This is a genomic window from Alicycliphilus sp. T452 (assembly GCF_054512775.1).
The window spans coordinates 1-23211 of the sequence record NZ_JBTNEH010000023.1; the positions used below are offsets into that span (position 1 = coordinate 1).

18 protein-coding genes and 2 pseudogenes are annotated in these 23211 nt (G+C 61.9%); 7 read left to right on the forward strand and 13 right to left on the reverse strand.

What is annotated here, in order from left to right:
• Positions 1-491, reverse strand: a pseudogene (locus ACX12L_RS17970) (hypothetical protein); the annotation flags it as partial.
• Between the two features lie 232 nt (positions 492-723).
• Here ACX12L_RS17970 and ACX12L_RS17975 point away from each other — a divergent pair.
• Together ACX12L_RS17975 and ACX12L_RS17980 are read left to right on the forward strand one after the other, a co-directional pair.
• Entirely contained in the window at positions 724-1236 is a 513-nt protein-coding gene (locus ACX12L_RS17975; RefSeq protein WP_459263821.1) for a pilin, read from the forward strand.
• Positions 1237-1372: 136 nt separating this feature from the next.
• On the forward strand, positions 1373-2149 hold the full coding sequence (locus tag ACX12L_RS17980) for a hypothetical protein (protein ID WP_459263822.1): 777 nt from the start codon (positions 1373-1375) through the stop codon (positions 2147-2149).
• A 216-nt stretch (positions 2150-2365) separates the two neighbouring features.
• Here ACX12L_RS17980 and ACX12L_RS17985 read toward each other — a convergent pair whose 3' ends face one another.
• The 3 genes from ACX12L_RS17985 to ACX12L_RS17995 all read right to left on the reverse strand — a co-directional run bounded on the left by ACX12L_RS17985 (position 2366) and on the right by ACX12L_RS17995 (position 4280).
• On the reverse strand, positions 2366-2686 hold the full coding sequence (locus tag ACX12L_RS17985; RefSeq protein ID WP_459263823.1) for a chaperone modulator CbpM: 321 nt from the start codon (positions 2684-2686) through the stop codon (positions 2366-2368).
• A 2-nt stretch (positions 2687-2688) separates the two neighbouring features.
• Positions 2689-3684, reverse strand: a complete 996-nt coding sequence (locus ACX12L_RS17990; protein ID WP_459263824.1) for a DnaJ C-terminal domain-containing protein — start codon at positions 3682-3684, stop codon at positions 2689-2691.
• A gap of 104 nt (positions 3685-3788) precedes the next feature.
• Entirely contained in the window at positions 3789-4280 is a 492-nt protein-coding gene (locus ACX12L_RS17995; RefSeq protein ID WP_459263825.1) for an Lrp/AsnC family transcriptional regulator, read from the reverse strand.
• 135 nt (positions 4281-4415) lie between these two features.
• On the opposite strand from ACX12L_RS17995, the gene glmS reads away from it, so the two are divergent.
• The 3 genes and pseudogenes from glmS (at position 4416) to ACX12L_RS18010 (ending at position 9250) form a co-directional block, all read left to right on the forward strand.
• Entirely contained in the window at positions 4416-6326 is a 1911-nt protein-coding gene (gene glmS / locus ACX12L_RS18000; RefSeq protein WP_459263826.1) for a glutamine--fructose-6-phosphate transaminase (isomerizing), read from the forward strand.
• 514 nt (positions 6327-6840) lie between these two features.
• The gene (locus tag ACX12L_RS18005) at positions 6841-7839 is read left to right on the forward strand and encodes a CBASS cGAMP-activated phospholipase (protein ID WP_459263827.1); all 999 of its coding nucleotides are present in this window, start codon (positions 6841-6843) and stop codon (positions 7837-7839) included.
• Between the two features lies 1 nt (position 7840).
• A pseudogene (locus tag ACX12L_RS18010) lies at positions 7841-9250 on the forward strand (cyclic GMP-AMP synthase DncV-like nucleotidyltransferase).
• A 74-nt stretch (positions 9251-9324) separates the two neighbouring features.
• Here ACX12L_RS18010 and ACX12L_RS18015 read toward each other — a convergent pair.
• From ACX12L_RS18015 to ACX12L_RS18025, 3 genes are read right to left on the reverse strand one after another with little or no spacing between them, the layout of a single operon-like run.
• Positions 9325-9801: a Mov34/MPN/PAD-1 family protein gene (locus ACX12L_RS18015; protein ID WP_459263828.1), complete on the reverse strand. Its 477-nt coding sequence runs from the start codon at positions 9799-9801 to the stop codon at positions 9325-9327.
• The gene (locus tag ACX12L_RS18020) at positions 9789-11405 is read right to left on the reverse strand and encodes a ThiF family adenylyltransferase (protein WP_459263829.1); all 1617 of its coding nucleotides are present in this window, start codon (positions 11403-11405) and stop codon (positions 9789-9791) included. The genes ACX12L_RS18015 and ACX12L_RS18020 overlap by 13 nt, the downstream gene beginning before the upstream one ends.
• Positions 11402-12568, reverse strand: a complete 1167-nt coding sequence (locus ACX12L_RS18025; protein WP_459263830.1) for a CBASS cGAMP synthase — start codon at positions 12566-12568, stop codon at positions 11402-11404. The genes ACX12L_RS18020 and ACX12L_RS18025 overlap by 4 nt, the downstream gene beginning before the upstream one ends.
• 281 nt (positions 12569-12849) lie before the next feature.
• Between ACX12L_RS18025 and ACX12L_RS18030 the strand changes: the two genes are divergently transcribed.
• Together ACX12L_RS18030 and ACX12L_RS18035 are read left to right on the forward strand one after the other, a co-directional pair.
• Positions 12850-13326 carry a hypothetical protein gene (locus ACX12L_RS18030; protein WP_459263831.1) on the forward strand — a complete coding sequence of 159 codons (477 nt, stop codon included), beginning with the start codon at positions 12850-12852 and terminating at the stop codon, positions 13324-13326.
• Entirely contained in the window at positions 13326-14000 is a 675-nt protein-coding gene (locus tag ACX12L_RS18035) for a hypothetical protein (protein ID WP_459263832.1), read from the forward strand. The genes ACX12L_RS18030 and ACX12L_RS18035 overlap by 1 nt, the downstream gene beginning before the upstream one ends.
• A gap of 248 nt (positions 14001-14248) precedes the next feature.
• Here ACX12L_RS18035 and ACX12L_RS18040 read toward each other — a convergent pair whose 3' ends face one another.
• From ACX12L_RS18040 to ACX12L_RS18065, 6 genes are all read right to left on the reverse strand, one after another.
• Positions 14249-16219, reverse strand: coding sequence for a hydantoinase B/oxoprolinase family protein (locus tag ACX12L_RS18040; RefSeq protein WP_226463382.1), 1971 nt, complete (start codon positions 16217-16219; stop codon positions 14249-14251).
• 3 nt (positions 16220-16222) lie between these two features.
• A complete protein-coding gene (locus ACX12L_RS18045) occupies positions 16223-18262 on the reverse strand; it encodes a hydantoinase/oxoprolinase family protein (RefSeq protein ID WP_459263833.1) in 2040 nt (679 codons plus the stop codon).
• Positions 18263-18823: 561 nt separating this feature from the next.
• Complete coding sequence (locus ACX12L_RS18050) at positions 18824-19801, reverse strand: Bug family tripartite tricarboxylate transporter substrate binding protein (protein ID WP_348682702.1); 978 nt, start codon at positions 19799-19801, stop codon at positions 18824-18826.
• 192 nt (positions 19802-19993) lie between these two features.
• Positions 19994-20881: a LysR family transcriptional regulator gene (locus ACX12L_RS18055; RefSeq protein WP_066690539.1), complete on the reverse strand. Its 888-nt coding sequence runs from the start codon at positions 20879-20881 to the stop codon at positions 19994-19996.
• A gap of 21 nt (positions 20882-20902) precedes the next feature.
• Positions 20903-22009, reverse strand: a complete 1107-nt coding sequence (locus ACX12L_RS18060; RefSeq protein ID WP_066690537.1) for an NAD/NADP octopine/nopaline dehydrogenase family protein — start codon at positions 22007-22009, stop codon at positions 20903-20905.
• 132 nt (positions 22010-22141) lie between these two features.
• Positions 22142-23125, reverse strand: a complete 984-nt coding sequence (locus tag ACX12L_RS18065) for a Bug family tripartite tricarboxylate transporter substrate binding protein (protein WP_142083228.1) — start codon at positions 23123-23125, stop codon at positions 22142-22144.
• Positions 23126-23211: the final 86 nt, after the last annotated feature.

The following is a 23211-nucleotide window of genomic DNA, read 5'->3' on the forward strand; positions in this document are numbered from 1 at the left end:
TTTTTTTTTTTTTTTTTTTTTTTTTTTTTTTTTTTTTTTTTTTTTTTTTTTTTTTTTTTTTTTTTTTTTTTTTTTTTTTTTTTTTTTTTTTTTTTTTTTGTTTTTTTTTTTTTTTTTTTTTTTTGCCCCCCCCCCCCCCCCCCCCCCGAAGCGTAGGCGGTCCCCAGCCACTGCATGGCCTCGGCATTGCCCTGCGCGGCGGCCTCGTTCAGCCAATACAGCGCCGCCTTGTGTGCGCCCGCCACATAGAACAGCGCGCCCATGTCGGCTTGGGCATCGGCATCGCCCGCATCGGCGCGCAGCAGCACGGCAATGTCATCGGCATCCAGGGGCACGCTCACCAGGCCCAGCACGTCGCCCAGCGCCAGCATGGCGCGGCTGCGCCCGTCCTTGCCGCCCCGGCCGATCGTGCCGTCCGTCACGCGGCGCCATAGCGTGCTGCGGCTGATGCCGGTAATCGCGACCGATGCATCCAGGCTGATGGTGTCCATGTTTTTTCTCTCCTATGGCCGGTCATTCTATTTCGCGCCGGCAAACCTGATTTGGCATGCGTGGCGGCATGCCATGACACGGCAAAAGCCGTGTCAAAAACCATTGGGATGATGGTTCGGGTATCAAACCGGCCTGAAACACGTGGAAACCAATAGAAACCAGTTGGCATGACTGTTGCTAAGTGTAATGCGACCGGTAATTGCCGGCCCATTACCCAACTGGAGGAATTTCATGAAATCCACTGCCATGCGCCGCGCCCAGGCCGGTTTTACCTTGATCGAACTGATGATCGTTGTGGCGATCATTGGTATTTTGGCGGCTGTGGCGCTGCCGGCTTACCAAGATTACACAGTGCGAGCCAAAGTGACTGAAGGCTTGTCTTTGGCTGGAAGTGCCAAGGCCGCAGTCTCGGAAAATGCTGCTAATGGCGCGCCATTTGCATCTGGGTGGATTGCGCCGGCCGCCACAAAGAATGTTGCAAAGGTTGAGATTGCAACAGCAACGGGTGCAATTACCATTACGTACGATAACGCGATTGACGGTGGCAAAACTCTGGTGCTGACTCCCCTGGATGGTAGCCGAGCAGCTGGTACGGCGCTGGCTGGCACTGCAACTGGCTCGACCATTCCTACGGCAGGTTCCATTACTTGGGTTTGCGCTTCTAAAAATAGCACTGCTGCTAACGCCGCTGTAGTAAAGGGCACAATCAATGATAAGTATGTACCGGCTGAATGTCGCACCTAATTTCTGCACGGCGTAAATAGAGAAGGGGGAGACATCCCCCCCTTTCTATTGTTTGTATAACTGGGGTCGGATTCCAATTGTGGCGTCGGCTTTGCGGCGTTTTCGAGGCGCTTGACTATCAACTGATAAAATATCCATGACAGAAGAAGAGAGCTCGTTTTTTGAGCGCGTCCCACAAGATGGGAGCACTATCACGAACCCTGAGTTGCAGCGTCAGTTGGGCTGGGAGAGAGACAAATACTGGAGTGTCCGCAATGCACTGATAGATCAAGGCGTGCTATCGGTGGGGCGTGGCCGTGGAGGCTTGATTTTCCGGGTCATTCAGACTGAACCGGCTGACGCTGAAGTGATCGACCAGTGCGCGGAAGTTCCTCCACAAATACGAGAGCAAGATCTTTATCCGCCCATCGCCACCGTCCTCAGTCAAGAATGGGCACGTGAAAAACGGTTGGATCATCAGATCGTGCACACGACAGCGAACCAAGGGCGGCGCGATACCGGCGGGCGGTGGTCGCGGCCTGATCTGGTGCTGGTCACGCAATCCACATACCCTTATGTTCCAGGGCGACATTTCGATGTCGTTACATTCGAGGTCAAACCATCGGATTCCATTGACGTCACGGCTGTTTACGAGGCTTTGGCGCATCGCAGGGCCGCGACGAAATCCTATGTCCTCCTCCATGTCCCGGATGCACAGGCGGATCAGTTGAAGGATACATTGACCGAGGTGTATTCAGAAGGCAAGAAGCACGGGGTCGGTGTCATAATTTTCAACCAGCCGGATGATTTTGCAGGGTGGGAGGAAATGGTGGAGCCAGTTCGCCAAGACCCGGACCCTCAACGTTTGAACGATTTCTTGGCAAATCAACTGGAGAAATATCAGCTTGAAACCATACTTCGCTGGTTTCGGTGAGCCATAGGCCTGATCGATAAGAAGGTCCAGGCCATATTGCAATTAATATAAAAAGCAGGTCGGATGGCCGCCTATGCGGCAGGTACAAGAAATCTTCGCCGACTGTCTTCGGTTTCGATTCGCCTGGCCATTCTTTCAAACGCTTGCAGGCGATAAAGTGGCGGTGGCTTTTTCGTTGCACCGGAGCATGAATGCCCCCGGTGCTGTTTGAAGGGGCTATAGCTGCCCCTCCAACTGCCGCAGCCGCTGGCGCAGCGCCGTCACCTCTTCGATCAGGTCGGCCGTGAGCGCGGCCAGCTCGGGGTCGGCGTCGAAGGTCGATTCCAGCCGCGCCAGGCGGCGCGCGCGTACCACGGTGGCGCTGGTGAATTGCCAGTGGCCGCCCGCCTGTTCGCCGTGCAGCAGGCCGGCCTCCAGCCGTTCGATCACCCAGCCGGGCGCCATGCAGCACGAGCGCGCCAGGTCGTCCAGCGTGAGGCGGGCCTGTTCGTCGAGCAGTTCGGCCAGGGCGTTGTCGAGGAAGTTGGGCGTGGCCATGTTCAAGCTCCTTGCGTGCCGGATGTGCTGCGGGGCTGGAATTGCGGGAAGGCCTGGGCAAATGCGCGGTAGGCCTGCTGCTGCGCTGGCGTGGCGGCGGCGGGCAGGGCCACGTGCAGTTCCAGGTACAGGTCGCCGGGGGTGGCGGCGGGTATGCCGCGCCCTTTCAGGCGCAGCTTGCGGCCGCTTTTCCAGCGCGGGGGCACGGTCACTTCCACAGTGGTGCCGCCGGGCGTCTGCACCTCGATGGCGCCGCCCAGCTCCGCCTCCCACGGGGCCACGGAAACGGACTGGTACACGTCGCGGTCTTCGGCGCGCCAGCGCGCATCGGGCTTGAAGCGCACTTCCAGGAACAGGTCGCCCGCAGGCGCGCCGCCCAGGCCCGGGCCGCCCTGGCCGGTCAGGCGGATCAACTGGCCCTCGCGCACGCCCTTGGGGATGGTCACCTGCAGCTGGCGCTCTTCGTTGACGAGGTGGCCGCCTTCGTCCAGCCGTGCGCCGTGCAGCGTCAGCGTGCGCTGGGCGCCGTGGTAGGCGTCGTGCAGGTCCAGCTCGATGCTGGCGTGGTGGTCGCGTCCGCGCTGGCGGGGCTGTTCCGCGCCGCGGGCCTGGGCGCCGCCTCCGCGCTGGGAACGCTGGGCCCGGGCCGCGTGGCCGAAGAGCTGCTCGAAGAAGTCGCTGAATTCGGCGCTGTCCATGCCATCGGCGCCGGGGGCGCCGGTGAACTCGAAGCCGGCGTCCCAGTTGGGCGGCGGGCGGAAGTCCTGGCCGGGGCGGTGCGGCGCCTCGCGGCCCAGGGAGTCGTAGGCCGCGCGCTTTTCGGGGTCCGACAGCACGGTGTTGGCCTCGTTCACCTCGGCCATGCGCGCGGCGGCGTCGGCCTCCTTGCTCACGTCCGGGTGGTACTTGCGCGCCAGCTTGCGGTAGGCCTTCTTGATGTCGGCCGCGCTGGCGTCGCGCTCCACGCCGAGGATTTTGTAGTAGTCCTTGAACTCCATGCGTCCTCCATGCTTGGCATCACCGTGCGAGAGTGGGGGCGATGGAGCGCAAGGTCAAGTACCGCACGATGCGGTGCTTTTATTTTCGTAGCTGCAGGCGCTTGTCAGGAAAGCGCCACAGGCAGTTTTGTCTCGAATTTTGCACGGTGCGTGGCGAAGAAGGCCTTGACGTTGCGCACGTTCGCATCCTGGGTGAACAGGCGCTGCGACAGCGCCAGGTAGCCGGGCATGTCGCGCGCATGGACGACGAGCACGAAGTCCGGCCCCGGCGATACGCGCCAGCATTGCTGCACCGCTGGGTCGGCCACGGCGCGGGCCTCGAACGCGGCCAGGTGCTCGGCGCCCTGGCGGTCCAGCGAGACCTCGACGATGGCCGTGAGCCCGTGGCCCTGCAGCGCGGCCAGCCTGTCGGGCTGCAGCAAGGCCACCTGGCGCTCGATCAGGCCCGATGCCTGCAGCCTGCGCACGCGACGCAGGCAGGTGGGGGGCGAGACGTGTACGCGCTCGGCCAGGGCCTGGTTGCTCAGCGATGCATCGCTTTGCAGCAGGTCCAGCAATTGCAGATCGATGGTATCCGGTGTGAAATCGTATTCCATTTGAATACTTTATTCGAATGAATATTGCATTCATTATCTTTTATGAAAGCTTTCTACAAAATTCATGGAAATTAGATAGAAAATTTCTTTCGACGTTCCCTAGCATCACGCCCATTCATCGGCAGGAGTCTTTTCATGTGCGGCATCGTCGGCGCGGTATCCACGCGCAACATCGTTCCCATCCTGGTGCAGGGCCTGCAGCGGCTCGAATACCGCGGCTACGACTCCTGCGGCGTGGCCGTGCACGAAGCCAGCCTGGGCGGGCAGCCCACGGGCGGCCTGCGGCGCGCCCGCAGCACGGCGCGCGTGGCCGAGCTGCTGGAGCAGGTGGCCCACGACGGCCTGCAGGGCGCCACCGGCATCGCCCACACGCGCTGGGCCACGCACGGCGCGCCGGCCGTGCACAACGCCCACCCCCATTTCAGCCACGGCACCGGCGAGGCGCCGGCCGATGCCGCGCGCGCCGGCCGCGTGGCCCTGGTGCACAACGGCATCATCGAGAACCACGAGGAGCTGCGCGCGCAGCTGCAGGCGCGCGGCTATGTGTTCTCCAGCCAGACCGACACCGAGGTCATCGCCCACCTGGTGGACAGCCTGTACGACGGCGACCTGTTCCAGGCCGTGCGCAGCGCCGCCGGGAAGCTGCGCGGCGCATTCGCCATCGCCGTGATCCACAAGGACGAGCCGCACCGCGTGGTGGGCGCGCGCGCGGGCTCGCCGCTGGTGCTGGGCGTGGGCGACGGCGAGAACTTCCTGGCCAGCGACGCCATGGCGCTGGCCGGCGTCACCGACCAGATCGTGTACCTGGAGGAGGGCGACCTGGTGGACCTGCAGCTGGGCCGCTACTGGATCACCGGGCCCGACGGCCAGCCGTTGCCCGCGGACAGCCGCCCCGTGCGCACCGTGCATGCGCACAGCGGCGCGGCCGAGCTCGGGCCCTACCGCCACTACATGCAAAAGGAGATCTTCGAGCAGCCGCGCGCCATCGCCGACACCCTGGAGGGGCTGCAGGGCATCGCCCCCGAGCTGTTCGACGGCGCGACCCGGCACGGCCAGCCCGGCGCGGCGGCCTGGCGCGTGTTCAAGGAGATCGACTCCGTGCTCATCCTCGCCTGCGGCACCAGCTACTACAGCGGCTGCGCGGCCAAGTACTGGCTCGAATCCATCGCCGCCATCCCCACGCAGGTGGAGGTGGCCAGCGAATACCGCTACCGCACCAGCGTGCCCAACCCGCGTACGCTGGTGGTGACCATCAGCCAGTCGGGCGAGACGGCCGACACGCTGGCCGCGCTGCGCCACGCGCAGGGCCTGGGCATGCGGCACACGCTCACCGTCTGCAACGTGGCCACCAGCGCCATGGTGCGCGAGTGCCAGCTGGCCTACGTCACGCGTGCGGGCGTCGAGATCGGCGTGGCCTCCACCAAGGCCTTCACCACGCAGCTCGCGGGCCTGTTCCTGCTGACCCTGGCGCTGGCGCAGGCCAAGGGCCGCCTCTCCGAGGAAAGCGAGGAGCAATACCTCAAGGCCATGCGCCACCTGCCGGCGGCCCTGCAGGCCGTGCTGGCGCTGGAGCCGCAGGTCATCAGCTGGGCCGAGGACTTCGCGAGGATGGAGAACGCGCTGTTCCTGGGCCGCGGCATCCACTACCCGATCGCGCTCGAAGGCGCGCTCAAGCTCAAGGAAATCAGCTACATCCATGCCGAGGCCTACCCCGCGGGCGAGCTCAAGCACGGCCCGCTGGCGCTCGTCACCAGCAGCATGCCCGTGGTCACCGTGGCGCCCAACGACGAACTGCTGGAAAAGCTCAAGAGCAACATGCAGGAAGTGCGCGCGCGCGGCGGCGTGCTGTACGTGCTGGCCGACGCGCGCACCAACATCGAGAGCAGCGAAGGCGTGCACGTGATCCGCATGCCCGAGCACTACGGCCCGCTGTCGCCGATGCTGCACGTCGTGCCCCTGCAACTGCTGGCCTACCACACGGCCTGCGCGCGCGGCACCGACGTGGACAAGCCCAGAAACCTCGCCAAGAGTGTGACAGTCGAATAACCGTTGCACTCCTGGGGGCGCTATTCTGGGTAATTAAAGTCGTAAACACGCAAATAAAGTCGTAAACAAGCCTCATGCATTCATGCGGGTTTGCGGGGTGGTCATTTGTAACGGCAAAGTCGTAAACTCGAACTTGACGGGTAAAGACGACCTAGAAATACGAAGCAAACCGCAGCCCTGTTTGGGCTTGTTGCTATATAAAAAAGAGCGCTCAGTTTGAGCGCTCTTTTTCTTTGGTTTTTCTAGAAGTTCTTGCGGTCTAGCAGCCCCTAAACGCTCCCATGACCGCAAGAGGCTGATCCGAGTCATTCGCTGGCGGCGGTCCTACTGACCACTACCGCCGCAACCGGACATTCGATGGCGCGCGGCATTTGCGACCGAAGTGCCGCCCAGACCCGTCGCTCAGTCAGCAGCGACAGAAATCGAGGCGATTGCGACGGAAGATGCGTGAAGTGATCGTGCACACACCCGTTGATTGGTATCCTCTCCCCTCAAAATCTAGTTGAGGGGGCGTATGGCGTGGACCGAAGAGCGGCCTTTTCAGGCGTTGGCACTGACCGGAGGAGGCTACAGAGGCCTTTTCACGGCGCGGGCACTGCAGGAGATGGAAGATCACATCGGCGAACCCATCGGCCGTCGGTTTGACCTCTCGTACGGCACCTCGATCGGGGGCATCATCGCGCTGGCCGTGGCGTTCGAAGTCCCCATGCTAAAGGTCGTACAGGCCTTCGAACAGTCGGGGGAGAAGATCTTTCCTTCGCGCGAGAAACCTAAGGGCAAAGTCGCCAAGGCTCTAGACATCTATCAGCACTGGGATCGGCCACGATACAAGTCACAGGCGCTGCGCGAGGTGATCACGAGTCTCATTCCTGAGGACGCCACGCTCAACGACGCCATACACGCCGTCGGCATTCCCGCGGTCAATGTCACCAGCGGCAAACCACAGGTCTTCAAGACCCGGCACAAATCGGTATGGACGCGCGACTGGAAATACAAGGTGGTGGACGTGGCCCTGGCCACATCGGCCGCGCCGACGTTCTTCGAACTGGCGGAAGTCGATGGCCAGCTCTACGCCGACGGCGGCCTGTACGCCAATGCGCCGGATCTTCTGGCCCTTCACGAGGCTGAGCACTTCTTTGACGTGCCTAGCACCGCCGTCCGCATCCTCAGCATCGGCACGACGACCAACATGTATTCGCTGTCCTTCGAGACCGGCCGGGAATTGGGCATACAGGGCTGGATGGACGATAACCGTCTGTTCTCCGTCACGATCTCGTCGCAGCAGCAGCTTGTGGATCAGCTGATGCAGCACAAACTAAAGGATCGTTATTTCCGCCTGGACGCGCTCCCGTCGAATGAGCAGGCCAAGGATCTTGGCCTAGACGTCGCCACCGAAGCCGCACGGCGCACGCTGATGGCCCTGGGCAAGAAGGCCGCAAGCGACATCCTCAACACGAATCTGGCGCCGTTCCTAGCGCACGAACCCCAGATGACTCTGGTGCGGGGCGGCTGAGATGGGCCGCGCCAGCTCGCTGTTCAATGGCGCCGGCGAACAGACCCTGATCAGCCGCGTCAGCCCCACGAACCAGCAGCGCGAGTTCCTGCAGACCAGATGGAACGAGCTGGCCGAGCACCTGAAGGTGCCGCTCAAGGCCAAGCACGGCCATCCGATCTCCACGTGGCTGCAGGGCTCCTACAAGTACGGTACGCTGATCAAGCCCGTCCACCCGGATGAGGAGTACGACGTCGACCTGGGTGTCTACTTCGAGTGGGGCAAGAGGGTCGAGATCGAGCCAACGGCCGACCAGCTGCGTCGCTGGGTCCAGCAGGTACTTGTCGACTACCAGCCCAATTGCCCGACCATGCGGTCGGTGGGGGAGCCGCCCAAAGAGCGGTGCTCGCGGGCGTCGTACGAGCTTCAGTTCCACATTGACACCCCTGTTTACCACCTCAACACCGACACCGACGAGCGGCGCCTGGCGTGTCTGACCAAGGGGTGGGAGGACAGCGACCCCAAAGCTTTCTATAAGTGGTTCCGGGATGCGCGAACCGGCGGTCAACGGGACCAGCTGCGGCGCTTGATCCGCTACTTGAAGGCCTGGGCTGCGTTGTCGTTCGATGACATCCCGGATTCGCGCCCGACCTCGATACTGCTCACAGTACTGGCCACCGAGGCGTACGGCGACATCGGTCTCGCCCTCCTCTTCGGCGTCGATGATGACGACGCCCTGATCTGCATCATTAAGACGATCCATGACCGGCTGCACAAGGATCGCCGCGTCCAGAACCCGGCCACCAATGCCGACGAGGACTTGAATAGGATGAGTGTAGAGGCCTGGGCGGCCCTCCTGCCACGGCTCGATGCGCTGCTGGACATCGCCCAGCGCGCTGACGAGGCCGAGGGAGAACCAGCGGCGGCCCTGATCTGGACCGAGGCGTTTTCGTTCCTGATGCCGCTGCCGGAGGTGGACGAGGTCGACCTGGTGGACGAGCAGACGTCGCGTGCACTCATGCAGCTGCCCGACATCGACATTGCGGTCTACACGGGGAGTGGAGATAAGCGCCGCTTCGTGGCCAATCACCGCAACCAGGTGGCCGGGGTCGCCAAAGGCTGTACGTTGGTGTTCTCGATCGCCAACCCTCACATCCTCCCGCCCTTCGCCACCATCGAATGGACGGTGCGCAACAAGGGGCTAGAGGCCGAAGCTATCAGCGACCTCGGGCATCGCAAGATCGGGATGGGTCTGCTGTAGGCCGAAGAGCGCACGCGCTACCAAGGCACTCATCACATGGACTGCATCATCCGCGTCAACGGTCAGGTCTGCGCCGTGCGCCGGGTGCCTGTCACCATCCGCGACGTTCACCACGTTCACATGGCGCTACAGCCTTCGTACAGGCGACTGAGCATGAGGCGCCGGCGCTGATTCGCATCGCGCGCACACGGTGGCTGAACTGGGGCCACGAGGACTAGATCACGTGCGTCATTGAGCTTATGTACTCATCCGACATGGGGCCTGAGCAGCTGTCGTTTGCCATCGCCGTGGGTCATTTCCACGTGCAGGCCATGCCGGCCTACGATGACCGCCAGCAGGGGCCGCTTGTCGGCCCGCTTCTTGGCCAGCTTCTTCCACTCGTTCAGATCGATGTCTGAAGGGACGGGGATGTCCTGTGGGTGGGTGTGCCACTCGCCGATGTAGCGGGTGGTGCCACCGGTGGAACGCCAGAGGCGCTTGGCCACCGCGCGGTGACCGAACGGCAACCGTTCGAATAGGGAACGGAGCTGACGGTCCAGGCGCGACGGTGTGGTGGCCAGGGTGACCAGCAGCCCATTCTCATGAACGGTGCCCAGCAGCACGCCGCCGCTCTCCGGCAGGTCACCGACCTGGACGTGCCTCTCGAACACGCCACGGACCTCGTCGGAGAAGTTCAGCAGCAGGCTGCCGTCATCCAGCGTCCAGTCACTCACGTGGCGCATGCGGGGCATCCTTTGTACCGTTGGGGTGAGCAGTCCTTGAAATGGACCTCGCGTTTCAGATCGAGCACCCGCGTCCTGAAGCTGGGCGACTCGGCGCCGTCCAGCCAGGCCTGCACCATCTCCATGGCCAGGGCGGCCGCCTGGACGGATGCGGTGGCAGGGAAGGGGACGTACAGGCCTTCGCAGCCGTTCCCCTTCATGATGACCTCCGGCGGCACGTCGAACACGCGGTACTGGTCCTTCAGCGGCGGCTGCGAGACGCATCGCGCGCAGGCGTGTTCGGGCTTTGCCTTCAGCAGGGCGCGGACGGCTGCGCCGGCTCCCTCGACCCAGGCTGCCAGGAACGGCACCTTGTCGGCGTACTGCCAGGTGAGCCAGTCGGTCAGGCCCTGTTCGCCGGTGGCATCGATCAGCAGGTCCAGGGGCCCCAGGTTCGCATCCTTGACGTTCCCCACCACAGCCGCCGCGTCGATGCCGGGCGCGACGCGCCGGAGCTCCTCGCACATCGCCTCGGCCTTCTTCTTGATCAGGGCGTTGAAACCGAGCCGATGGCGGCCGAGGTTTCCGGGCTCCATCGCCCCCAGGTCGACCAGTGTCAGCTTCCCGCCCACCGTGCCCGCGCCGGCCTTGGCCAGCATCTCGGCGAGGTAGCCCCCAATGGTCCCGCAGCCGACCAGCCCGATCTTGAGCCCAGCCAGGGTCTTCGAGCCCGGCAGGTTGCGCTCGGCGAGGTAGGGGTCGTCGATGCGGTACGCGGAAATCGGGTGGATCGGCAGCCGGTAGAGGGTTTCGCGCAGCGACGGCTTGTTGCCGATGCCGGCGGGATCGCGCTGCAGGTCCACCTCGACGCCGTACTTGACCTGGGGCGAGTCGATCAGGACCATTGCGCTCGTTGCCTTCGCCCGGAACAGTTCCAGGAGGCGCTGCTCGATCTTCTTGCTGCACTTCGGGTCCAGCGTGTTCTGCCACTTCAGGAACTCCTGAACCGTCTTGGGAGGCCAGCTTTCCTGCAGCGGCATTGGCCGTGCCTTGGTGTGCACGCGGAACGCCTTCAACTCGGTCTTGGGCAGCCCCAGCCCGATGGCCTCCAGTTTGGCGTGGGTGCGCTGCTTGTCGTCCGTTGCGACGCTGATCTTCCCGCCGTAGGTGTAGGCATCAAGCCCGCCGGGTCGGCGTTCGTCGACGTCCAGCATGCACCAGCGGTGGCCCCAGGTGATGTGGAACTCCTCCGCCAGGTCTTCGACCATCTTGCCGGCCAGGATGTCTTCCAGCACCTGCTCGGCACGGTCGAGGCAGGCCATCGTCTGCTGGATCGGGTTGAAGGAGTCGAAGATGACCGAGCCCACCGCGAGGTAGCACAGGTACCCGCCCGCGCTGAGGTGGGGTTGCAGCTCAGGGCGCCCCGGCGGGACCGGCCTCAGCCAGATGCGGGGGAAGTCATCGAGCGCGGGCGGGATCGCCAGCTCGCAGGGGTAGTTCTTCGCCTTCAGCCGCAGCTCGCCGGCGTACCTCAGCCAGCCGCCCCCGTCGCGCCTCAAGTACGAGAAGCCGCGTTTTTGCAGCGCGGCGGTCAGGTCCGGGATCGCGACCTTCTGAAATTTCATCCAGCGCGCGTCCGCCCGACCAATTCGTTCGGACCGGCGATCGCCGGAGAGGCGGCGATGGCGGCCGCCACGGCCGAAGCTGCGGCGCCCACCTTGACGCGGTCAGGGCGGTCCGGGAAACGCGGGCCGAACAGCCCTTGCATCCAGGTGCAGGCCTGCGCGGCGCTGCCGGCGTCCAGCGCCGCCTGCAGCCGGCGACCCAGATCCTCAAACTGCAGGGCCGCCTCCTCAACCATGTCCACCTCATCGTCGGAGGCGCGCAGGCGGTCGGTCAGCGACTCTTGCAGGTTGATCGGGTTGCTGACACCCCTGCGCAGGGCCGCAGGCAGCTGCTTGACGACGTCAAGCAGCGCCTGGTCGTCGCGACGGTCCTGCTTCACGAACAGCGGCGCCGCCGCGGCCATCAGCAGGATTGAGCTGGGGCCGCCGGACTTCCAGGTCCAGTCGCGGTACGCCTTGAGGTAGCGCACGACGCGGCGCAGCTGCTCGCCCCGGGTCTCGACCTGGTCGACGAACCATTCCTTCACCGGGCGGGGGTCAGAGTGCATCCAGCCTTCCACGCGGTGGGCCAGCAGCACCTTGGTGGAAGGCAGCTCGTCCCAGCTCTCGATCGCGGCCTCGGATAAGACGTGGATGCCATCCATCGCAGCGCGCCGGATGGTCTCGGCCTTGACTAGGGTCTCGAACTCCTTGTCCGGGATCGCGTACAGGGGGATGTCGATGTGCGCAAGGTCGCTGATCTCCACGCGGATGCAGGTGGGCTTGCCGGAGAGCTTCCAGCCTTTTTTCTTCACGAGGTCGGCCAGGGCCTTCTCCGCTACGCCGAAGAAGACGTTCGCTGCCACGCTGGGGCTGTCGGTCAGGGTCAGGAAGCCAAGCGGCAGGTAACAGCCATCATCGACGTCCGCTTGCTGGGGCTCCTGCGCCGGCGCGTTCAGCGTCTTGTAGGCCCAGGAGCCCTGGGTGAAAAAGCGCGGCTGCGGAACCTTGCCAGGGTGGCCTTCCGCCGCGTAGACGCGGGGGATTCCGTCGCGCAGCACGATCCGGACCTCGTTCTTGGCCGCGGCGATGTCCTGGCGGTCGTCGTCGCGCAGGTTCAGGTTGCCGAAGAGGCAGGGTTCAAGTTCGACTTCTGTGTAAAAAAGGGCGCTCAGGTTCAGCATGGATGGTCGGGCGTGAGGTGGACGGCGCAACGCGCGTCCAGTCGCGTCGCTTGCAGGCGTCGAGCTACCCGTTCCACCCTTCAACCGGCAAGCCGGCTACTGCTCCAAAGCGTGCTAAGGATGTCGACGCCACATACATACGGATGACGTCAGGATCTTCAATAGTCGCGCACGTCGATATAGGGTTTGTGCCTACAGGGTGCGACGAGTACCCAGAGACTGACCCGCTCCCAGGCTAATATAGCCCACACCTATGATCGGTAGACAGTTGGTTGAGCACCATGGAGACCTTGCCGTTGACTTCCCCTCAAGCCTTCAGCGCAGAGCAACTGGTGCGGCACGCGGCCCCCAAGCTGGCCGGCGATTTCGCCGGGCTGGGTGTGGTTTTCTACGACTCGCTGGCGGCGCTGCCGCACCTGCAGCTCAATGTCGTCGGCGACGAGCGTTTTGACCTGCCGGTTGTGGGGATCGAGGCCATCGGCGAGGTGCTCGCCCGGACGTCGCGACGGTCATCGCCGTGGCATGACGGCTTCCATTTCGTGCATGCGGGCTCCGGGGCGCTGACCCACCTGTGCCAGTTCATCGCGCCGCCGCTGCCTGGAGCGGCCGATGCCGCGCCGCGAGCCGGTGGTGCCCGGCACATGACGGCACTGCTGGCCTCGAAGGTGGCCGGCGTCGTTGCCATCGGGCTGCTGACCCACGAACGCGCGGCTTCCATCTATGAGGCCGGCCGGCTGACCTTGAGCGAGACCTTCTGATGCTGCCCTTGAGCCTGATCTATGACGACCTCCTGCGGCTGCTCAAGTACTGCGGCGGCGTCGTGCTGCTGGTGTGCGGCGCCATCCTCTTGTTCCGCCTGCCAGAACTGCACGCGCACCCGTTGAAAGTCATCTGGCAGAGTGCTTCCACCGCTCTGACCGTGCCGCCGTTGCTGCTCTGGGCACTGTCAAAGGTGGAGTGGAAGCACCCTCGCATCGCCAAGCTCATGGGCAAGCGCATGGTCCATGGGCTGTGGTGGGGTGAGCTGAAGTCCGAGTTCAAGGCGTCGGAGAACGCTGATCCGCTGCCGCCCATCCCTATCGCGTTCGTGATCAAGCAGAGCTACTTTTTCCTGACGATCCAGTCGTACACGCCCAGCGTGCCAGCCGAGTCCACGATGGAGAGGATGGTGGTTCAACCGCGGAACTCGGTGGGGCAGCTGCAGTACGTATTCGAAATGCGGCGCCTGCAGGATGCCGAAGACAAGATCACCGTCGGCTATGGGGACCTCCGGCTCACGTCGAGCGACACACGGCTGGAGGGCTACTACTGGACCAACTCGCCCACTAGGGGCCACATTTCGCTGGACCTCCTGACGCGGGATTTCAGCGGCATCGACTCGTTCGCCGATGCCGTGAAGGCCCGCGCGGAGTCGCTGAAGATCAAGGGTTAGGCTGCTGTCTAGCCCAATCCGACGGCTTTCGCCATCGACAGTATTTTGATGGGGCGGGTAGCGTCGGTTTACCAACGGGGACAGTAGTCGTTTGACCGATTTGGCCTGACGTCGACTGCTCGACCAAAAGCGGTCAACGAGCAAGAGCAGCCGGTGCCGTACGGATGACTGCAACGCTACAGAGAGACTCCGTTGAGGTCGGCACGGCGGCGGACTGCAACCGACCGATCCCGTCGGATCTACACGGACTAGAGCCGAACACCTGTCATGTTCGCCGCCTCGTCGTCAACCATCTGCTGGATGATCTTTGTATCGACCTGATGCCCATCGTTCATCATGCGATGGTGGACTGTTCCTACCAGCTGGCTGCGGATACGCTGATCGTAGGTCAGGGCCATGGCCGCAAGTTGACGCCTCATGTCTTGGGGCCAGACCTGGTCTTGCCGCAAGCGCTCAACGCAGAAAGTGAATTCCGGAGTGTCCGCACTGGTTCTCTCCCGTCGCCTGGCGGCAGTCGCCACCTCGTCGATCTGGCCATGCTCATCAAAAACAACCGCGTAGACCTGACTGGCCCGTTCGGTTGACAGCATCCCGTTGCGGATTTCGCTGGCAATCGCAGCAAGGTCTCGTTCCATCGGGTCACCGAATCCACCGCCCGTCGGGCTTGTGATCTGGATCACATCACCTCGATTGAGTTCGAGCACGGAGATCTTGCCGATGGAACGTTCATCAGGACGGCCTGGGTTCAGGACCGCAGTGCCTTTGACGCCGTGTTCTCCGCCCCTGAAGCCCCAGGCCGAAAAGACAAAGCGATTCATGTTGCGCACAGTCATGACTGCGCGGTGGGCGGTATTTTCAATCTCCATCTGGAGGGCGGCGCCGCTGACATAGCGACCCGCACGCCGACTGTCGGGAACGATCCGAATGGCCCGCATGATCATCGCGGTCTCAACCTCAATGATTTCCACAGGAACGCTGCGCTGCGAGTACCGAACTGCCGTTCCATCGACGCCGTCGCGACTGCGACGCGCTCCGCCACCGCCATGAATCGTGTTGATGACGTTCACGCGATCACGGCCGGTGCGCGGATCTGGGGCTGCGACGACAATCACGCCCGCATTGCCCGAGTCGGCGGCAGCGAGTCCCTCCGGCAGAGCCTGGTTGATGCAACCCAGGAGAACGTCGTAGGCACGCGTTGCAGATGCCGCGCGGGATCCGCCGGATGCAGGGAATACGGCATTCAACACTGTACCGCGCGGCGTGTACGAATGGATGGCACGCAGGATTCCGGCGTTGCGTGGCGTTAACGGATCCATCGTCAGGATGAACGCGTAGAGGCATTGAACAACATAGGGGTGCGTTGATGCGCCGCTCACCAGGTTGTACGCAGCCGGAAGTTGCGGGTCCGTCCCGGAGAAATCGAGGTGGATCTCTCCCTTGCTTACGGTCATCCGCGCCGAGAAGAAAGCAATCTGGCGGTCATTGATTCCCTCCAGGTAGTCGGAGAAGTCGTAGACGCCGTCCGGGATGGATGCAATGGCGGTGCGAGCCTTGGATTCCGCGTAGGTAATGACATCCTGCATCGCCTGCTCAACGGCTTGACCGCCATATCGGCCACACAACTCATTGACTCGACGGTCAATGCTCTTGAGGCCGGAGATCATGGCCTGGATGTCTCCCCACACTTCGCCGGGGATGCGACTGTTGTCGGCAAGAATCGCCTTGACCGTGGTGTTGAGCACGCCGCCCTCATAGAGCTTGACGGGCCTGAGTCTGAGCCCCTCCTGGAATACTTCAGTGAAGGCGGGAGAAATGCTGCCCGGTACGGCTCCACCGATATCCGACGCGTGCACGAAGGCCCAGCCAATGGCAATCAACCGATCATCCCGAAAGATCGGATAAAGCAGCGTGATGTCCATGAGGTGCGTAACCAGGCCGTCCGTCGTGAACGGGTCATTGGTGATCACGATGTCACCCGGCTTCAGGTTTTCTCGCCCAATGGCGTCAAGGGTCGGCTTCAGAGGTGAGCCGACAAAGACATTCACGCCCGAGAGCATGGGATAGGCAAACATGTCGCCATCGACTGTCGCGACTGCGCACTGGTAGTCCTGGACAAGCTTGACGAACGTTGTATGAGCGGTGCGGTACACCGCTGCAGACGCTTCTTCAACAATCGCGTTGAAGCGATTGCTCATAATGGCGGTACGAACTGCGTCCATGGGTCAACTCCGGGTCATGAGAATGGTGCCGTAGGCGCCCACGCGGGCCACAAAGCCGGGTGGCACTACGAGGGTGGCGTCAGATTGCTCGATCACGGCGGGACCGGGCACTTCGTCGGAATGGGTGAGGCGAGATCTCTCAAAGACACGCGCCTCAGGAAAAATCTCTCCCTGGAAACGCATCGACCGCGAGCCCTTGAATGCGTCCCCGACCGTCGATGAAGATGGTGCAGCGGGCTCTGGTATCGACATGGCACCCCGGATCCGGACGCGCAGGTCGACAAATTCAACTGGCGCTTCGGGATCGCAGTGGTTGTAAATGCGCTCGTGCTCCTTATGGAAGATCGCATGCATTGCGCTGAGGTCTGCAGACTCGACCGCAGAATCCGGCAAGCGCACATCGACCTGGAAGGACTGGCCGGTGTAGCGCATCTCGGCCCAGCACTCGAAGCCGGTCGATACCAAGCGCTCAGACGGTGCCTGCCGGGACAGCCATTCACCTGCCTCCTGGCGAAGTGCTTTGTACTTTTCGGCGAGTGCGGTCCCATCCACACGTTGCCCATGCACCGTTTCCATCACGTCGTGACTGAGTTCAGAGACAAGCCCGCCGAATGCACAGAATGTTGAAGGGCTTGTGGGCACAAGCACGCGATTGATGCCAAGTTCAGCGGCAAGGAGGGGGCCGTGAATGCCGCCACCACCACCGTACACGAGCAGTGTCAGGTCTTCGGGGTCGACCCCCTGGCGCGCCAGGTAGGGAAGCACGCCAGCCACCATGTTTGAACTCGCTACCGCCACGCACATATCGGCCGCGCCGAATACATCAGACTTCAGCCCGCTGGCGATGGGAGCCATCGCACGCTCAGAGGCAGTTCGATCAAGCTTCATCTTCCCGCCCAGGAGAGCTTCAGGAAGATATCCGGCCAGCAGGTAGGCGTCGGTCAGCGTGGGAGCCGTTCCGCCGCGAGAAAAGCAGGCTGGCCCCGGATACGAACCCGCGCTTTGCGGCCCAATCCGCAGCACACCATCATCGATCATGGCGATGGATCCTCCGCCCGCACCGATGGCCTCGATGCCTGTGACCGGCATCACGACAGGGAAGTCGCCGACCTCGGCGGCATTCGATGTCATGGCCTGGCCATCTCGCAGCAGCGAGATATCGGTACTCGTACCGCCCATGTCCATCGTGAGGATGTTGCGCTCACCAGCCGCTCGAGCTAGATATTGGACGGCGGTGACGCCAGAGGCCGGACCGGAAAGCAGCGTGTGCACCGGGAAGCGCCGCGCTTCAGCGGCCGCCATGGCGCCGCCGTTGGAGCGCGTGACAAACAACTGTGAACCCGGCAGCCGGCTCTTAACATACCGCTCAACGGCGCCGATGTATTCGTTCATGCGCTTTCGCACAAACGCGTTGAGCACGCTCACGATCGCCCGCTCATACTCACCGACACGCGGCCAGATTTCGCTGGAAAGACTGACTTCCGCATCGGCACCCACCACGGTGCGAATGGCTTCTTCGACAGCCCGTTCGTGCGCTGGATTGGCGTAGCTGTGAAGCAGTGCAACCGCGTAACCGTTCGCGCCTGCATCCTTGGCCTGCTTGACCAGTTCCTGAATCGCCTCTTGACGAATTGGGGTTCGAACCGTCCCCCCGTGCAAAAGCCGCTCGTTTACCTCAAAGACCATCGCGCGTTCCACCAGTGGCTTGGTCCGCGTCTCAAAGATGTTCAGGGGATTGCGAACCCCCATTCGCTGGAGCTCCAGCAGGTCGCGGTAGCCGTTGGTCACGAAGAAAGCGACTTTCGGCCCCTTGCGCTCGATCACGGCATTCGTGCTCACGGTCGTGCCGTGCATGACGACCGCTGGCTCGCCGTCCTGAGGTCCCAATCGCTCCAGCAACAACTCGAAGCCCTGGCGAAAGCCCTCCTCGAAAGCCGGAGGCGTAGAGGGAACCTTCAAGCTGATGACTTCAGTGCCACTGCCTTCTCGCCACCCACAGAAGTCTGTGAAGGTGCCGCCTATGTCAACGCCGATGCGAATCATTGTAAAAATCCTTTAGTCGTTTCTCAGTGCAGAAGCTCTAACGCCAGGCTACGCAAGGGATCCTTGCCGGGCCGTTGATATACCGGCACCTGAAGATCTATTGCTGCCACAGCGCATGCTCATGAATCGGTCGTGTTGATGTAGTTCTCCCAGTAAGGAGCGCGATTCACGCCGATCAATCAAGCGGGTCCGATTTTTCCTGTGACAACCCCATCAAGCAAATCAATCTTCAATGCCAGCCAATAAGTCACATTTATTTGCATGACGACCTCTCACTGCGGGATAGATGCGTAAGCAGACAACCTGCTTGCATTGGCTGCGCAAAGGAGATGAGGTTGCGGCACCTACGCCCAACGCGGATCAGCGTAGGAGATTGGCACGCGCATGTGACTGGGCATCTGCGTGCAGTTTGACGCTGCAAGGTGGGCCGGAGGTATTCGCTTGGCCGTCTGGAGCCATCGGCGGCATTTGCCCCGACGTCTCCAGGAACCTGCAAGTAGACTCAGGCTGCGTGATCAGCCGTGAATGCCATGAGCACTTCCGGCTTCACTGCACAAACAATCACTCCATGGTCTTTGCCGCACCTGCGGCATCAACTGCAGCCTTCCAACGGACCGACTCGTTCTGGAGGAAAGTGGCAAAGCGCTCCCGAGGCAACTCCATCGGGGTCAGCCCCAACTCAAGCAGACGCTTGCGCACATCTGACTCTTTGACGATAGAGTCCATCGCATTCCTCAGGCGGAAGACGATCTGGTCCGGTGTCTTGGCAGGCACCACCAACAAGATGTAGCCCTGCAGGTTGAAGTCTTTGACGCCTTGCTCCTGGAGAGTCGGAACGTCCGGAAGCGATGGAATCCGTTCCGCTGTACTCACACCCAACGCCTTGATCGTGCCTTCGGCAATCATGCCTCTCACCACGGGCACGGTGTCCGACATGAAGTCGATGACGCCGCCTCGCAGATCAGTGATTGCCGGCGCACCGCCTCGGTAGGGCACATGTTCGGCCTTGATACCCGTCTGCTTCAGCATTTGGGCCACGATGAGTTGCGGCACTGTTCCCACGCCGGATGAGCCGTAACTCAGTGTGGCGCCGGGCTTCTTGGCGTAGGCCAGAAACTCCTGGAAGTTCTTGACAGGCAGGTCCTTTTTCGCGACGAGCACCTGCGGCGCCCACGCGATAGCGCCGACCACCACGAAATCGTTTATCGGGTCATACGGGAGGGGCCTCACGGTTGTCCAGGGACCAACACTGAGGGGGCCGGGCGCACCTATGGCCAGGTTGTAACCGTCTGCAGGCTGTTTGGCCGCATAGCCGGTGCCGAGTGTCCCGCTTGCACCCGCACGGTTTTCGACGATCACCGGTTGACCAAGCTGCGCTGCCAGTTTTTCACCGATCAGTCGAGCTGCAACGTCTGAGGAGTTTGCTGCTGGGTAAGGCACCACGATCTTGATGGCGCGATCCGGCCATTGCGCATGTGCGCTAAAGGCGGCGCCAACAGCTATACAAATTCCCAGAAGATTTTTGAGATACCGATTCATTCATTTCTCCGATTCATTTTGGACACCCCGCTGATGCCACCCTTCATGCCGCAATTGACTGCTGTTATGGGGTAATTTCAGTGGACTTGGAAGTCGAATCGATTGTCTTTCGAAGCAGTGAAATAAGCCCATCAAATGATCAGATCGGTCTATAAGTCCCTTTGATAGGGCGGCCCTATCTGCCGGCACTGGCTAGTTTTTTAGGCTGACCCGAAGGGATTCGACAAGGGCTTGCGCCGCTCGATTCGGGTGCTGCATCAACGGAACAATGACTCCGATTTCAAATTTTTGTATGGGATCAAGAGGTAGTGAAATCAGACCTTCTCGCTGATGTTCAGGTAAGCTGATGCTGGTGACGATCGTTACACCCAGGCCAGCACGCACCAGCTCGATGGCTGCCCCCGCATCACCGACCTCAATCACGAACTTTGGACTGACGCCCGCCGCCGCAAACCAGTTTGCGACCATCGGCCGGATCACACCACCAGGCTTGATCCCGACGACAGGTATGCCATCAATGTCAGCGGGCGAGACATTCACTCCACCATGAAGGAAGCCAGGCGCGGACGCGACACACAGGAGCTCGCTGTCAAATAGCTTCGTCGCAATAGCCCCGTCCATTTCCGGTGGCAACGAAAGAATGCCCAGATCCGCTTGGGCAGAGCTGATCCGATGCATGATGGTCAGCCGATGGTCCACATCGACATCCAGTTTCAGTCCCGGATGCGCGACTGCAAATTGCCCGATCGCATTCATGATGCGGCCGCTCGCAAGGGCCTGTGTGAGGAGCACGCGGACAGTAGCCCGCTCATGGTTGGCGATCTGTTGCGCGGCGGCCTTGATACCGTCCAGACCGTCGTAGAGCCTGTTGACCTCTGCCATGAGTTGCAGAGCCTCCGGCGTAGGGGTCAGCTTGCCACCGCGTCGACTGAAAAGCTCGAACCCCACCTCTTTTTCGAGACCACTGATCAGGTAGCTTATAGCGGGTTGCGTGATCGCCATCGCCGAACTGGCGCGCACCATGCTGCCCTCGCGCATGACGGAGCGGAACGCCTCGATTTGTCTCAACTTGAGTGCCACGGCATTGCCCCGACAATGAGTTCAAATTACGACGCCAGAGACTCTCACACGAGACAGGAGTCTTTCGACGGACGAGGATGCGAGTCCCAGATGATCGATCAAATCATTACCCGCAAGAAAATCCTCTCCAACGATCAGTTCTGCCATGCTGATCATGGCCTGTGTGTAAGGCATCTCGACGTTGGCCACACGGCCAAGTGCCATGAGGAATACGAGCCCATATGGCACATCTTCCGACAGGTATCGGGTATCGATCTGGGTGGGCCCGGGCGGTCCGCCACGCTTCTTGTGCAGTTCGGCGGCGATGTCCTCTAGGCGATCCCCTTCGGTCTTGAACGATTGCGAGAAGTGTTGCTTGACGCTGCGCACCTCGATACCGAATGCACCGGCAACGGCCAGGCGTTCAGCGTCGATGGCCTCAATGGCGCAGGACACGCGAGGCGTCATGTAGTGATACTGGGGCCAGTTTTCTGCTCGCTCAATCCTCGTCCAATTGAACAATGCGAGCGGCACGTGTGTGATAGCGCTGGTATTCGCAAGGCTGGAGACAAGCGGGTCTTCTTCCACGTTGAACCCGTCGCCAAACAGCGCTTCACAAGCAGCGAGCGCCTGAGGGGCGGCCGTCTGTGGCAGACAGGAGATCGCAACCTGGCTGCGCCGAGTCATGATGTTCACCTGAGCCGGCCCCTTGCGCCGCGCCGTGAGGGCGGTCGTGCCGAAGCTCGCAACACAAAGGGCAATTCCACGCGCGACCGCGCGCTCATACAGGTACAGCGATGACAACGATCCCATGGAACTGACAATCACCAGCTGCCCGGACCGTAGATTCGGCAAAAGTGCGTCCATCACTGCCTTATGGGCATTGAGTGGGACAGCAATCAGGATAACGTCGGACTGTGCCGCCAGCGTCTGCGCGCTATCGGTGGCCCCCACGGCAAGCGTCGCTTCCAATGCACCCATTGCGCTCAACGGCTCGTCTCGCAGCGCATTTGCGCTGCCGCTAGGTGCCCACACCGAAACCCCATGACCGCGCTGGGCGGCCCAGGCCGCGCTCGCCAAGCCGATGCTCCCGGCACCCACAATTCCGACTTTGATCCGGTTCACTTTTCTTCCATCTTCGTTTCGCATACGCTCAGCCCTTTCGGCTTATAGGGATTCACCCACCGAGCGCCACAAGAAAATCCCGAGCCAGCGCCGTGTGCCGTGTCCCGGATGAAAACAACGGCAGCGGGAGACCATGGGTCCCCCGACTTGCCTGTATCAGTCTGCGGTGATGTTGTTTTGACGGACAACGGCGCCCCAGCGCGCGTTTTCCGACTGGACCAGACGGTCGAAGTTTTCCATAGTCGTCGGGTCGACATCGCACCCGATATCGGCAAGCTGCTTGATGACCTTCGGGTCCTTCACCGCAGCGGTGAACTCCTCATGGATCTTCTTGGCAATGGCAGGCGGCAGCTTCGCGGGTGCCATCACGCCAATCCAGGTCGTGAGCTCGGCGGCAGGGATTCCGGCTTCGGCCATCGTCGGCACATTGGGCAACAGGGGCGAGCGCTTGGGGCCGGTGATGGCGAGCGCACGGACCTTGCCGGACTGCACATGGGTGGCCATCGTGGCGAAGTTGCCGATCATCATCTGGATCTGGCCGCCAATCAGGTCCATCTCTGAAGCCGGAACGCTTTTGTAGGGCACATGGGTGATCTTGATGCCTGCGCTCGAGCGGAAAAGCTCCGTCGCCACATGCAGTGCAGATCCGTTACCAGAGGAGCCATAGTTCAACTCGGTGGGCCGGGCCTTGGCGTGGGCGACCAACTCGGACACCGAGTTCACCGGCAGGCTCTGCGTCACGCCCAGGAGGTAGGGGCTGGTGCACAACTTGGCGATGTTGGTGAAATCTTCTGCGGGTTTGTAGGGAAGGCGGGGAAGCACATGGTTGGACATCACGTAGGTCGACATGGTCGCTTGACCCAAGGTGTACCCGTCCGGTTTGGCTTTCGCCGTTGCGTCATTGGCGATCGTGCCGGTGGCCCCCGGACGGTTATCGATGACGATCGGCTGTCCCCAGCGCGCGCTCACCGCATTGGCAATGATGCGGGCGGTGGCATCGGCCGCGCCGCCCGCGGCCCCCGGGATGATCCAGCGGACGGGCTTTTCAGGGTACTCCGCGTGTGCCGCCTGGAGCGCCCCAGCAAAGCACAGTGCCAGCAAGATGTTCTTACGTCCAATGGTCGAGATATTCAGTCGCATAAATTTTTCCTTTACGAATGGTGAGGGACAAGCCCCTCTTGTCTTGTTACAGCCCTGGCGCCTTGGGCCTGTGCAGCAGGCCCTCA